14 protein-coding genes and 1 pseudogene are annotated in these 13,222 nt (G+C 69.2%); 8 read left to right on the top strand and 7 right to left on the bottom strand.

The window, feature by feature from the left end:
- Positions 1 to 175: 175 nt before the first annotated feature.
- From ON23_RS12005 to ON23_RS11985, 5 genes and pseudogenes are all read right to left on the bottom strand, one after another.
- Positions 176 to 1,404 (bottom strand): annotated as a pseudogene (locus ON23_RS12005) (APC family permease); the annotation flags it as partial.
- Between the two features lie 131 nt (positions 1,405 to 1,535).
- Positions 1,536 to 1,940 carry a DUF302 domain-containing protein gene (locus tag ON23_RS12000; protein ID WP_039778180.1) on the bottom strand — a complete coding sequence of 135 codons (405 nt, stop codon included), beginning with the start codon at positions 1,938 to 1,940 and terminating at the stop codon, positions 1,536 to 1,538.
- 28 nt (positions 1,941 to 1,968) lie between these two features.
- A complete protein-coding gene (locus ON23_RS11995; RefSeq protein ID WP_039778179.1) occupies positions 1,969 to 2,211 on the bottom strand; it encodes a YgaP family membrane protein in 243 nt (80 codons plus the stop codon).
- A gap of 38 nt (positions 2,212 to 2,249) precedes the next feature.
- On the bottom strand, positions 2,250 to 2,519 hold the full coding sequence (locus tag ON23_RS11990; RefSeq protein ID WP_030516394.1) for a metal-sensitive transcriptional regulator: 270 nt from the start codon (positions 2,517 to 2,519) through the stop codon (positions 2,250 to 2,252).
- 66 nt (positions 2,520 to 2,585) lie between these two features.
- Entirely contained in the window at positions 2,586 to 4,739 is a 2,154-nt protein-coding gene (locus tag ON23_RS11985) for an MMPL family transporter (RefSeq protein WP_039778178.1), read from the bottom strand.
- Positions 4,740 to 4,873: 134 nt separating this feature from the next.
- Between ON23_RS11985 and ON23_RS11980 the strand changes: the two genes are divergently transcribed.
- The 7 genes from ON23_RS11980 (at position 4,874) to ON23_RS11950 (ending at position 11,166) form a co-directional block, all read left to right on the top strand.
- Positions 4,874 to 5,482: a mycothiol-dependent nitroreductase Rv2466c family protein gene (locus tag ON23_RS11980; RefSeq protein ID WP_039778177.1), complete on the top strand. Its 609-nt coding sequence runs from the start codon at positions 4,874 to 4,876 to the stop codon at positions 5,480 to 5,482.
- A 90-nt stretch (positions 5,483 to 5,572) separates the two neighbouring features.
- Positions 5,573 to 6,394 (top strand): sigma 54 modulation/S30EA ribosomal C-terminal domain-containing protein, encoded by an 822-nt coding sequence (locus ON23_RS11975; RefSeq protein WP_051042513.1) that lies wholly within the window; start codon positions 5,573 to 5,575, stop codon positions 6,392 to 6,394.
- A gap of 105 nt (positions 6,395 to 6,499) precedes the next feature.
- Positions 6,500 to 7,009, top strand: a complete 510-nt coding sequence (locus ON23_RS11970) for a pyridoxamine 5'-phosphate oxidase family protein (protein WP_063821258.1) — start codon at positions 6,500 to 6,502, stop codon at positions 7,007 to 7,009.
- Positions 6,993 to 7,454, top strand: coding sequence for a DUF2267 domain-containing protein (locus tag ON23_RS11965; RefSeq protein WP_051042510.1), 462 nt, complete (start codon positions 6,993 to 6,995; stop codon positions 7,452 to 7,454). Before ON23_RS11970 ends, ON23_RS11965 begins: the two co-directional genes overlap by 17 nt.
- A 116-nt stretch (positions 7,455 to 7,570) precedes the next feature.
- Positions 7,571 to 8,215 (top strand): response regulator, encoded by a 645-nt coding sequence (locus ON23_RS11960; protein WP_039778176.1) that lies wholly within the window; start codon positions 7,571 to 7,573, stop codon positions 8,213 to 8,215.
- An 85-nt stretch (positions 8,216 to 8,300) separates the two neighbouring features.
- Positions 8,301 to 9,305, top strand: a complete 1,005-nt coding sequence (locus ON23_RS11955; RefSeq protein ID WP_039778182.1) for an Acg family FMN-binding oxidoreductase — start codon at positions 8,301 to 8,303, stop codon at positions 9,303 to 9,305.
- Positions 9,306 to 9,447: 142 nt separating this feature from the next.
- Complete coding sequence (locus tag ON23_RS11950) at positions 9,448 to 11,166, top strand: GAF domain-containing sensor histidine kinase (RefSeq protein WP_039778175.1); 1,719 nt, start codon at positions 9,448 to 9,450, stop codon at positions 11,164 to 11,166.
- Positions 11,167 to 11,202: 36 nt separating this feature from the next.
- Here the strand turns inward: ON23_RS11950 and ON23_RS11945 are convergent, their stop codons facing one another.
- Complete coding sequence (locus tag ON23_RS11945) at positions 11,203 to 12,114, bottom strand: universal stress protein (protein ID WP_039778174.1); 912 nt, start codon at positions 12,112 to 12,114, stop codon at positions 11,203 to 11,205.
- A gap of 25 nt (positions 12,115 to 12,139) precedes the next feature.
- Positions 12,140 to 12,733: an Rv1733c family protein gene (locus ON23_RS35890; RefSeq protein WP_051042507.1), complete on the bottom strand. Its 594-nt coding sequence runs from the start codon at positions 12,731 to 12,733 to the stop codon at positions 12,140 to 12,142.
- Between the two features lie 306 nt (positions 12,734 to 13,039).
- Here ON23_RS35890 and ON23_RS11935 point away from each other — a divergent pair.
- Positions 13,040 to 13,222, top strand: a 183-nt coding sequence (locus ON23_RS11935) for a universal stress protein (RefSeq protein ID WP_039778173.1), incomplete at its 3' end; no start/stop codon positions are given.

Below are 13,222 nucleotides of genomic sequence, written 5' to 3'. Positions count from 1 at the left end.
GGCCGCAATGCCTTCCCGCAGGTACTGATTCGCGTCGGGCGTGCGCCGCAGAACCAACCGCACCCGGACCCGACGCCGCGGCTGCCGTTGCACGAGATCCTGCGCGTCACCGACGGCGCCGGTTAACCGATCGGCCCGGCGAATCGCTTGCCGTCAGCACCGCGCCCGCTGTCACCGCACTGTCGGCACCGTGCGTCTCAGCGCTGCCCGCGCGATACTGCCGCGACGTTACCGTGCGAGAGATCGGCGCGCGACGTAGATCGCCGCACCGATCGCCAGCACGACCGCGCCCGATACCACGGACGTGAGCGGGAGGGTGCAGGCCAGCACCACGCAGCCCACGGCGCCGACCACCGGAACCACGCGCGGCCGTCTGCCTTCCTCCGGAGTCAGCGTCCACGCGGAGGCGTTCGCGACGGCGTAGTAGCCGAGCACCGCGAAGGACGAGAATCCGATCGCGCCACGGAGATCGGCGGTCGCGGCGATGACCGCCACGACCGCGCCGACCACCAGTTCGGCTCGATGCGGGACGGCGAAACGCGGATGCACCGCGGCCAGCCGGTGCGGCAGATGCCGATCCCGGGCCATGGCGAAGGTGGTGCGCGAGACCCCGAGGATCAATGCCAGCAGGGAGCCGAGCGCTGCGACCGCCGCCCCGGCACGCACCACGGGGACGAGCTCGGGGCGCCCCGCCGCGCGCACCGTCTCGGCGAGCGGCGCTGCGGCCGAGGCCAATTCGTGCGGCCCGAGCACCGTCAGCGCCGCGACGGCGACCACCGCGTACACGACCAGCGTGATGCCGAGGGCCAGCGGGATCGCCCGCGGAATGATGCGGGCGGGGTCGCGGACCTCCGCACCGAGGGTGGCGATGCGGGCGTAGCCGGCGAATGCGAAGAACAACAGTCCGGCGGCCTGCAGAATGCCCCGGACCGATGTGTCGGCTCCGATCGCCAACCGGCCCGCGTCAGCGGCGGAACCGGCGAACGCCGCGACGACGACTGCGGACAGCACGGCCAGCACCAGGGCGACGACGATCCGGGTCAGCAGCGCCGACTTCTGCACCCCGCGATAGTTCACCGCGGTGAGCGCGACCACCGCCGCGACCGCCACCGCATGCGCATGGCCGGGCCAGGCGTAGGCACCGACGGTTAGTGCCATCGCCGCACACGAAGCCGTCTTACCGACGACGAAGCCCCAGCCGGCGAGATACCCCCAGAACTCCCCCAGGCGTTCCCGGCCGTAGACGTAGGTGCCGCCGGAGGCGGGATAGCGAGCGGCCAGACGGGCCGAGGAGGTGGCATTGCAGTAGGCGACGACGGCCGCGATCGCCAGCCCGGTCAGCAAACCGGATCCCGCAGCGGCAGCCGCCGGGCCGAGCGCGGCGAAGATACCCGCGCCGATCATCGACCCGAGTCCGATCACCACCGCGTCGCCGAGACCGAGGCGGCGGCGCAGGTCGGCCGTTGCCTCGGAATCCACGAGCTCGAAGATAGCGGAGTTCACGCGCGCCCGCCTGCCGGCCGCGCGTGACGCCGTCAGGCCTCGGTCAGAGCATCGATGGCGTCGCGGAGTTTCGCGGCGGCCTCGGTCGCGATCGGTTGCAGTCCGGGATCACCGGTGACCTGCACCATGACCTCGGGATCCATCGCCTCGACGATGACGGCTCCCGCGTCGCCCGGATCGCGGCGCACGATCACGTTGCAGGGCAACAGCAATCCGATGCGGCGGTCGACGCCGACCGCGCGATGCGCCAGCGGCGGGTTGCACGCCCCGAGGATGAGGTAATCCTCCATGTCCTCGCCGAGTTTGGCCTTCAGGGTCGCGGCCATATCGATCTCGGTCAGCACTCCGAAACCCTGCTCGGCGAGTGCGGCCCGCGTCCGCTCGACGGCATCGTCGAACCGGTCGGTGTGCAGCGTGGTGGAAATCGCCAGATTCATGGTCGCCCGCTTTCTGTCGATGATGGGGTCAGGTTCGTGACACGGCACAGCCGGCGGTGGCCGGCAGGCCCAGCCGCCGCAGCAGCAGGGTCGCCGGGCACCAGCCCGCGACGCCGTAGAGCAGCAGATTCGCGCCGACGAACCCGGTGAGAACGAGCCACCAGCCCGACCATGCCGCGGCCGCGACCACACTGATCAGCACGAGGGTGCCGGCCAGCAGCGGTACGACGCGGGCGATGGACCAGCCCTGGTGGCGAGGTAGGTTCGGCATGCGTTCACTTCCGGTAATCGGTTGGGCGCCTTCGCGTTTCAGGCGAGGGCGAGAAACAGTTTCTCGAGTTCGGCTTCGCTCATCGGTTCGGCGCCGTCGGCGCTCTCGCCGGTGAGGCATTCCCGCAGGCCGGTCGCGACGATCTTGAATCCGGCCCGGTCCAGGGCACGCGACACCGCCGCGAGCTGGGTGACGACGTCCTTGCAGTCGCGTCCCTGCTCGATCATGGCGATCACACCGCCGAGTTGCCCCTGTGCGCGGCGCAACCGGTTGAGTACCTGTGCGATCGTTTCCTCGTTGCCGACCATGGCTGTCCGTCCTCTCGTCGTCTACCCTCCGGCATACCCCTGGGGGTATGCCGGAGGGTTGTGGCGTCAGTCATGCGCGAAGCTGATCGAGGGCAGGATCCGGCGCAACCACCGCGGTGACGCCCAGGCCCGGTGACCGGTCAGCCGCAACAGCACCGGCAGCAGCACCAGCCGCACCGCGACGGCGTCCAGCAGCACGGCCACACCGAGAATGATGCCCATCTCCTTCGGCGGTAGCGGATCGGCGAGCGAGAAGGTGAAGAACACCGCCACCATGACCGCCGCGGCGGCGAAGATCACCCGGCCCGAATGGGCCAATCCGTCCACCAGAGCGCGGCTCGGATCGCCGGACCGCTCGTAGTGCTCCTTCGCCGTCGCCAGCAGGAACACCGTGTAGTCCATGGCGATGGCGAAGATCATCGCGAAGAAGAACACCGGGCCCCAGCCGTCGAGGAATCCCTGCGGGCGGAAACCGAGCAGTGCGGCCCCGTGCCCGTCCTGGAAGATCAGTTTCGCCACTCCGAACGCCGCCGCCGTCGACAGCAGACTCACCACCGTGCCCAGCGCCGCGATCAGCGGAGCCTGCAACGCCACCAGCAGCAGAGCGAAGCCGAGCACCAGGATGATTCCGACGATGATCGGGAAGTAGTGGTTCAGCGCGTGCTGCAGGTCCAGATTCTCCGCGGGTGCGCCGCCGACCAGCGCTCCGGCCGGCAGCCGGTCGCGCAGGTGATCGAGGATCGTGGCCATCCGCGCGTCGGAGGGATCGACGTTGGGCAGCGCCTGCATCATCGCCAGTCCGCTGCCGTCGCGGGCGGGCTGCGGCGGGGTGACCATCGCGATGCCGTCGACCGCCGAGGCGGCATTCGCCACCGCGCCGGATTCTGTTGCGGGCGCGATGATCTGCAACATTCCGGGAGCGCCCTCGCCCATCTGTGCCTGCACCAACTCGTAACCCTGACGAACCGGTGCGTCCGCAGGCACGACCTGGATCGACGGCATCGCCACCTTCAGCCCGGTCACCGGGATCGCGAGCGCGACCAGGACCAGCAGCGCGGCGATCGCGAACGGCCACGGCCGATCGTGCAGGATCCGGCCCCAGGCCGCGAACCGCGGTGAGCGGTGCGGCTGGCGGCCGATCCGCGGCAGCGATCCGGCGTTGATCCGGCCACCCAGCGCTCCCAGCGCGGCAGGCAGGAGGGTCAGCGTAGCCAGCAGCACGAACGCCACCGCGAACATGATTCCGACGGCCATCGTCCGCACCGCGGGAGCCGGCACGATCAGCACCGCCGACAAGCTGACCAGCACCGTCAGCCCGGACAGCACCACGGCCTTACCCGCCGTGCTCATGGTCTCGGCGACCGCCGCGCGTGGATCGGAACTCGCCGCGAGCGCGCCGCGGAAGCGGGCGACGAGGAACAGGGCGTAGTCGATTCCCAGCGCCAAGGCGAACATCATCGCGAAGTTCATCGCCCACACCGAAATCGGCGTCACATGGTTGAGCAGCACCAGCCCGCCGGCCGAGGCGATCAAGCCGGCCAGGGTGAGCAGCAGCGGCAGCCCGGCCGCCACCAGCGATCCGAAAGCGACCACCATGATCGCGAGGGTCACCGGCCAGGAGAACATCTCGGCCTTCAGCATCGCATCGTGATTGGCCTTGTTGAAGTCGCTCCACAGCGCCGACGCGCCGGTCGGATAGACCTCGATTCCGTTGCCCGACAACGCCGTCAGCGCATCCTTGTGGGCGTCGACCGCCTTCACCATGTCGTCGGTCGAGGCCGCGGCGCCGGCGATGAGGATTCCGGTGTGCCCGTCGGGGCTGATCGACATCCCCGGCTGGGGCGCCACCACCTCGCCGAAGCGGGAATCACCGGCGAAGATCGCGGTCATCCGGCCGAGCACCGATTGCACTTCCGGACTCTCGACGGTCCGGCTGTCGGAATGCACCGCGACCTGCACCGCGGCCGACGAATTGCCGCCGAAGTGCTGCTGGGCCAGCTCGCGCACGCGCACCGAATCCGACCCGTTCGCCTGCCAGCCGGCGCCCGCGAGGGAATTGAACACGCTCGGCGCCGCGGCTCCGAGCGCCACCAGCACCAGCAGCCACACCCCGAACACGATCCGGGTGTGGCCGGCCATGGCGGCACCCAGCCTGCTCAGCAATCCGCCGGGGCCTCGCGTGGTGGCCGCCGGCGGTGACACGACCTGCGTTTCGGTCATAATGCACGCCTCCCTTAGATACCCCAGGGGGTATATTTCGTATAGCGGCCAACATACCCCAGGGGGTATCGGGGACGCAAAGGTGCGCTCGGCCACATCCGGGTACACCGGCCATGAAGACGAAAGGAGACGACATGACCGATATCGCGCTGTACGTGGACCCGGTCTGCCCGTTCAGCTGGGTCACCGCGCGCTGGCTGCAGACGAGTGCCGACGCTCACGTCACGCTGCGGCAGATGAGCCTGGCCGAACTCAACGCGGGACAGGACGTCGACGACGACCAACGGCCGATGATGGAACGATCACGGCGCCTCGGGCGGGTCTTCGCCGCCGTCACCCGCCGATACGGAGACGACGGGTTCGACCGGCTGTATCAGGAGTTCGGAACCGTGGCGCACACCCGCAAGGAACCGATCACCGACGAGACGATCGGCGCCCTGCTCACCCGCCTGAATCTGGACCCGGCGCTCGCCGCGGCCGCCGACGACCCCGGCCTGGACGCGTTCGTCGCCGAGACGCATCGGACCGCCCAGCAGACCCTCGGGCAACCCAGCGGAAGCCCGATCGCCGTCGTCGACGGCCGCGGATTCTCCGGACCCGTATTGACGAAGATTCCCGATCCGCGGCAGGGAAAGCAGCTGTTCGAGGCGGTCGTCACCCTCGCCTCCACGCCGGAGTTCGCGGCTGTGCAGAGTCCGTATTCCGGGCCGCCGGACACCACCGAACCCGCCGCCGGCACCTGACAGCGCTGACGAACACGAGGCGGGCCGGTGACCTTCGGCCCTGGCCCGAGCGCCGGCGATGCGGTGGTATCGACGCGAAGGAGCGTGACCATGAACTTCGCGAGCACCGCGCCGGGCGCTCGGCACGGCACCGTACGCCGCGCCGAATCCGACGACCAGGGCCCCGAGTACGACCTGCCCACCGTCGATATCCGGCTCGGTGATCGAGTTCCCAGCATGTTCGGTGAGTACGCGCGACGGCGCATCGGCGACGCCGCGCGCTGTGCACCGTCGAAGGTGGCATCGATCCGGGTCCGCCTGGCCGACCATCGCGAGTCGGCGCTCGCGAATCCGTTCGTGGCACAGGCCGACATCGTCGCCGCGCGACCGTTGCGGGTGCAGGTGACGGGAGCAACGGCCCGCGAGGCGGTGGATCTGCTGCAGACACGGACCCGCGCTCGGCTGCGCATGCCGATCGGCGGTGCAGCGACGCAGCCGCAGCGGTGTGATCCGCCGGCCGCCACACTGCTCTATCTGCGCCCCGTCACGCAGCGGAAGATCGTGCGCACCAAATGTTTTCATCTGCTCGACCGCACCGCCGCGGAGGCTGCGGCCGATATGGCGCTGATGGACTACGACTTCTGGTTGTTCACCGAGTCCGGCGCGGATACCGAGAGCGTGCTCGCGCGCACCACAGGCGGTCACTACCGGTTGACCCGGCTCGACGAACGCGCGGCGACCGCCGATGCGGCGGATCTGCCGCTCACAGTCGACGAGGCCCCGGCGCCTGTCCTCGACCGCGCGATGGCCCTGACCCGGCTGCAACTGAGCGGTTCACCGTTCCTCTTCTACCGCGATCGCGAACTCGATCGCGGCTGCGTGTTTTATCACCGCTACGACGGTCACTACGGATTCATCACCTCGCGACGATGAATCCGGCGAAGGCCTCGCAGTGGTGGACCTTCGCCCCTAGCAGCACCACCCGCACGGTGGTGGCATGAACAGACCGGATGCTCAGCTCCCGAGAGGCACCGTATCGTGATACCGCCCGACCGCACCGATGACGGCGCACCCAACTCCACGGTCGCTCTCGGCCGTGCGGAGGCGATGCGGCTGCTGGCCGGAATCGCTTACGGCCGAGTGGTTTTCACTCGCGACGCGCTACCGGCCATTCGCGCGGTCAACCATGTCGTCGAAGCCGACGGGCGCGTCGTGGTGCGCACCCGGCTCACGTCCCGGCTGACCTCGGCGATCCGAGCCGATTCCGGAGTGGTGGTCGCCTACGAGGCCGACGAGATCGATCCCGGCACCCACACCGGCTGGTCGGTCGTGGTGACCGGCCTCGCGCGGCCGGTCGCCGATCCGCACCGGGTCGCGCGCTACGAGCGAATGCTGCGACCGTGGACAGCGGCGACCATCGATACGGTCGTCGAAATCGAACCCACCATCGTGACCGGTATCCGTCTCGTCGGCGCACCGGAGTCACCCGGACCGCCGGCGCCACCGACCCCCTCGCCGAAAGCCGAAAAGAATGACCTACCACGATGATCCGTTCGCTCCGGCCCTGAACACCGCCCACACCTGGTTGCGCACCGTCGCCGACCGGCTGGCCACCGAGGACCGGACCTTCGCCCTGCGGGCGCTGCGCGCCTGGCTGCATACCGTGCGCGACCGCCTCGACGTCCCGGTGGCCGCGCATTTCAGCGCCCAATTGCCCGAATTGCTGCGTGGCATCTTCTACGAAGGCTGGGTGCCCGCCCATGTTCCCGTGCACCACGACGTCGCCTCCTTCGTCGACGCGTTCGCCCACGAGGCGGGCGTGTCCGCCGACGAGGCGGTGGCGTTGATCGGCGCCGTGACGATCGCACTGTCCGATGTGTTCTCCCCCGGACATCTCGACCACGTCCTCGCGGTGGTCCCCGAGCCACTGCGTGCGGTACTGCTCGGCAGCGAACTCAACGGGACGGCCGCGACGGTTCCCGGCGACGCGTAGCGCCCGGCAACCGGGAAGTTCCAGCAACCAGGAAAGGGACTTTCGTCCATGATGAGTGGCTGGTCAGGCGGATATGGTGGGTACATTCACCGCTTCTCCGATTGGACGCACTCGCCATGATCAAGGTCTTCCTGGTCGACGACCACGAAATCGTCCGCCGCGGGCTGAGCGACCTACTCGACGGCGACCCGGAGTTGTCGGTCGTCGGTGAGGCGGGATCGGTGTCGCAGGCCCTCGCTCGCATCCCCGCGTTGCGGCCCGACGTCGCGGTCCTCGATGTCCGCCTGCCCGACGGAAACGGCATCGAGCTGTGCCGGGAGCTGCTGTCGAAGGTCGACGGCCTGCGCTGCCTGATCCTCACCTCCTTCACCGACGAGCACGCGATGCTCGACGCGATTCTCGCCGGTGCCAGCGGTTATGTGGTCAAGGACATCAAAGGGATGGAGCTGGCCCGCGCGGTGAAGGATGTCGGCGCCGGGAAATCGCTGCTGGACAACCGGGCCGCCGCCGCACTGATGGAGCAGCTGCGCCACGGCACCGAGCCCGACGGCCCACTGGCGACGCTGACCGAGCAGGAGCGCAAACTGCTCGACCTGCTCGGCGAGGGCCTGACCAACCGCGAGATCGCCGATCGCATGTTCCTCGCCGAGAAGACCGTCAAGAACTACGTGTCGCGGCTGCTGGCCAAACTCGGTATGCAGCGCCGCACCCAGGCGGCCGTCTACGCCACCAAACTGCATTCGCGTACCACCGCGGAGTAGCCCGGACCGGCCGGTGACCATCGGCCCCACCACGCGGGATCAATGCCCGTATTCGCATCGCCTCGCGGTTGTGAGACTGGACACCATGACCACGGCAAAGCACTCGACAATCGTCGACAGGCCCGACGACCGCACGGTCGCGGCAGTGGTCGAACTGGCGCAGCGAGCACCCTCGGTCCACAACACGCAACCCTGGCGCTGGATCTTCGATCGGCATCAGCTGCTGTTGTACACCGATCCCGATCGCGTCCTCGCCGGCGCCGACCCGCACGGCCGCGAGCAGGTGATCAGCTGCGGCACGGTACTGCATCACGCCCGCACCGCTTTCGCCGCCCGGGACTGGCATACCGATATCGTGCGGATGCCCGATCCGCAGGAGCCCGGCCTCATGGCGGTGCTCGAATTCCGGCCGTGGGGAGACCCTCCAGACGGAATCCCGCATCGCGCGGCGGCCATCACCCGTCGATACACCGACCGGCTGCCGATGGACGCGCCCCGGCACTGGGAGCAAGTGGCCCCGAGGCTGCGCGCCCTCGTCACCCCGCACGACCTCGACTTCGACGAATTCGCCGGCGACATCCGCGCCCGGGTCGCCGCGATCTCGCGCGCCGCCGCCGCGGCTCGCCGTGACGACTGGATGTATCAGGACGAATTACATTGGTGGGCAGGACATGTCGAAGGCTCCGAGGGCGTACCCGCCAGCGGTCTGATCTCCGACGCCGAACTCGCGCGAGTCGACGTCGCCCGGGCGTTCCCGTCGGCGCCGCATTCGCAGCGCCGCGCCGGCCACCTCGATCACGCCCGGCTCGTCGCGATCAGCTCGCCGGAGGATGCGCGGCCGTACTGGCTCCGCACCGGTGAGGCACTGTCCGCGGTACTGCTCGAATGCACTGCCACGGGCCTGGGCACCTGCCCGGTCACGCATCTCACGGAGGTGCCCGCGGGTCGTCGATCCCTGGCCGCGCTGCTGCCGCATCACCACTTCCCGCAGGTCCTGGTCCGCATCGGCAACTCTCCGGCGGACGAGCCGATCCCGCCCTCGACCCCGCGCCGCGACATCGACGAGGTGCTGACCTTCCTCGGCCGGTGAGACGGGGGCGCCACGCCCGTCAGCCGCCGCGCACCCTGCGACCGGCGGATATCTGTTGCGGCGAAGGGCATGGCGGTAGGCTTTGCGCAAGCGTAAACACCGATGTTTCGCGTTACTCGGACAGTGAATCGAGACTGACGATATGCCCGATGATCAGCGAGCCGGTACCTACTCGGTGCGCGACACTCTTTCGCAGCTGCGGCTGCGCGAGTTGCTCGCCGAGGTGCGCGATCGGGTCGACGAGATCATGGATTCCCGCGACCGGATGGACGGTCTGGTCGAGGCGATGCTGGCGGTGACGGCGGGACTCGATCTGGCCGAAACATTGCGCGCCATCGTGCACGCCGCGATCAGCCTGGTCGACGCCCAGTACGGTGCGCTGGGCGTCCGCGGCCACGACGAACATCTGCTGCAGTTCATCTACGAGGGCATCGACGAACCGACGCGCAAGCAGATCGGCGATCTGCCCGAGGGCCACGGCGTGCTGGGTATGTTGTTCACCCAGCCCGCACCGATCCGGCTCGAGGATCTCGCGAAGCATCCGTCGTCGGTCGGCTTCCCGGCCCACCACCCGCCGATGCGCACGTTCCTCGGTGTTCCGGTGCATATTCGCAACGAGATCTTCGGCAATTTGTATCTCACCGAGAAGGCCGGCGGTCAGCTGTTCACCGAGGACGACGAGCTGATCGTGCAGGCACTCGCGGCCGCCGCGGGTATCGCCATCGAGAATGCCCGGCTGTACGAGGCCGCCCGCAACCGGCAGGCGTGGATCGAGGCCACCCGCGATCTGACCACGGAATTCCTCGCCGCCGACGAACCCGACCGGGTGCTGGCACATCTGGTCGACCATGTCCGTGTGCTCACCGGATCGGAATGGGTGCTGCTCGCCACGGTCACCGACCCGGATGTGCCGGCCGAGGAGATCACCGAGTTGATCGTCGACCAGGCCGCGGGCGAACGGACCGACGCCGCGGGACGCTCACTCGACGTCACCGGCGTCATCGGGACGGCCTTCGCGGACCGGAGGCCGCTGCGCTTCGACGACGTGAGCGACCTCGATTTCGCCGCACTGTTCCCCACGGGCGGACCGGTGCTACTGGTCCCTCTGCACACTCGCGATGCCCCACAAGGGATCCTGATCGCGGTCCGCGCGAAGGACACCGCCCCCTACGACGACGAGATGCTGGAATTGGCCGCCGCCTTCGCCGATCAGGCGGCATTGGCCATGCAGCTGGCCGCCACCCAACAGCGGCTGCGCGAACTCGACGTGCTCACCGACCGCGATCGGATCGCCCGGGATCTGCACGATCACGTCATCCAGCGGTTGTTCGCGATCGGCCTGTCCCTGCAGGGCGCGGTGCCCCGCACCCGCGTTCCCGAGGTCAAGGTCCGGCTCACCGAAGCGATCGACGGACTGCAGGATGTGGTCCAGGAGATCCGCACCTCCATCTTCGATCTGCACGGCGGCACCAGCACGCGCTTGCGCCAGCGCCTCGAGGAGGCGATCCGCCAGCAATGCGGCGACACCCCGATCCGCAGCTCGCTGCGGGTGGCCGGACCGCTGTCGGTGGTGGGTTCGCAGCTTGCCGACCACGCGGAAGCCGTTGTGCGCGAAGCGGTCAGCAACGCGGTCCGCTATGCCGGCGCCACGACGCTCGAGGTCGTGATCGGCGTCGGCGACGATCTGACGATCACCGTCACCGACGACGGCTGCGGTATCGGTGACAACATCACCCCCAGCGGCCTGACCAATCTCGCCGAGCGCGCGCGGTCGCTGGGCGGGACCTTCCGCACCGAGGCCGGCGTGGCGGGTTCGGCGCGGCCGGGCACTCGCCTGGAGTGGTCGGCTCCATTGAGCTGACCCCGCCGACCCCTACCGAACCCGCTGCGCCGCAGTCTATTCGACCGGTTGCCGCACCACGGTGATGGGGCATTCCACCGACTGCACCAGGGCCGCGCTGGTGGAGCCGAGGAGCATTCCGGTGAATCCGCCGCGGCCGTGGCTGCCGACGACCACCAGCTGCGCGTTCTCGGACGCGTCGAGCAGGGAGCGCACTGGGCGGTCCAGCACCATTTCGCGACGCACCTTCACATCCGGATACCGTTCGGAGTATCCGGCCAGAGTCTCGGCCAGGACCGCGTCCTCGGATTCCCGGATCGCGTCCCAGCCGACGATCGCCGGGTCGAGGCCGCTGCTGCGGTCGCTCCACGCATGCAGCACCACCAGCCCGACGGTGCGCCGCGACGCCTCCGCGAAGGCGAATTCGAGCGCCGGCATACTGTTCGCCGTGCCGTCGACGCCGACCAGAACCGGCTTCACCGCCGTGACCGCATCGGTCGCCGACATCGAATGCACCACGGTCACCGGGCAATTCGCGTGCCGGATCACCGCCGAGGACACCGATCCCAGCAGGCCACGCCGGATGGCGCCCAGGCCACGGCTGCCCACCACGATCCCCTCCGCCTGATCCGACTGTGCGATCAGATGCCCGATCACGGCGTCGGTGGTGATCTCGGTGGTGATCACCGGCGTACGGTCCGGTGTCGCGGCGCGGGCGATGCGGGCGGCCTCGACGAGGATGCGTTCGGCGTCTACGTGCAGCCAGCTCATATCGTCCTCGGTGAGGATCGGGGCGGGCCCCAGCCCGCCCGCGACCGAGATCGAGGTGACCAGATGGAGGCGGCAGTCGCGCAGTGCGGCATCGGCGGCGGCCCAGGCGGCTGCGTGATAACCGACGGCCGAGCCGTCGACCGCGGCGACGATCGGCCGATCGATGTGCCGCTGCGGTACGGCGGAATGCTCGGTCATGATGTTCTCCTCGTGAATCGTGTGTTTACGGAGTTCCTATGGGGCGGCTGATGTTTCGCCACTCCCGGGCCCAGCCGGCACGATGCCGCGCGCTGAAGCCCCAAGCCGTCAGCCATACCAGTGCCGCTGTGGCGAAACAGATTTCGACGAACGTGGCCATTCCCAGCCCGACGCCGCGCATCGCGGCGGTGTCGGCGGGCAGCGGCGCGGCGGTCGGGCGGCCGTCGGGGGCCAGCCACATGGTCAGCTGCTGCCCGGGATGCGCCACGGCGGCCACGGGTGCCGTGGCTTCGCCGGATCGCCCGTCGTGCGTCCACCGAACCGTGGCTTCGTATCGATCGGCGGACACGTCCATCGATGTCGCGGTCGTACGGACCGGGTCGGTGACGATCGTGGCGGTGACCGCCGTCTTCGCCGCGTTCTCGCCGCGAATCTGTACGGCGGCATCGGTGTAGCGGGCCGTGCCCATGGCCGCGCAGATCGGCACCGCGGCGAGAACCACGGCGACGGCCAGAATCCGGACGACGGCCTCGATTCGGTCCGACGGCCGCATCAACCGGTTCGGCGCCCAGGGACCCGTGCGCCATGCGCGCAAGGCCAACGACGGATACCGCGTCATGTCGTCATCTCCTCACAGCCGGGTCACGACGTCGTTCGCCTCAGCATCGCGCGCGGACAGCGGGCGCGGCACGGCCGAAAGTCACCGGAACGCCGAGTCTTCGGACAGTCGTGGTCGTCGTGACGGTCGGCGCCGCAGTAACCGTCGGCCGGTCGCCGGACGTCCGGCTCCGGTGGACGCTCGCGACGGCAGCGCGGGACCAAAGGCCCTGGTGGCGCTTCCCTGTGTCGGGAAAGGTCGAGGTATGGCAGCAATCACTTGCGGGGACGGCGCGCGGCGAATCGATCCGGGTGAAAGGACATACCGATGAGTTCTCAGTACGCGGACGACGCGCACCATCTCGCCTCCGCCCCGGTCGTGGTCGGTGTCGACGGGTCGGCCGGTGCCCGCACCGCGCTGCTGTGGGCGGCCGAGGTCGCCCGCGATCGAGGACGCGACCTGCGCATCGCCTACGGACTCGACCTGCCGAGCGCGAGCCGGGTGTTCAAC

It is taken from the genome of Nocardia cerradoensis NBRC 101014, assembly GCF_000308535.1.
Lineage (GTDB): Bacteria > Actinomycetota > Actinomycetes > Mycobacteriales > Mycobacteriaceae > Nocardia > Nocardia cerradoensis.
The sequence above is the reverse complement of the archived record's forward strand: the minus strand, read 5'-3'. Positions and strand labels throughout refer to the sequence as shown.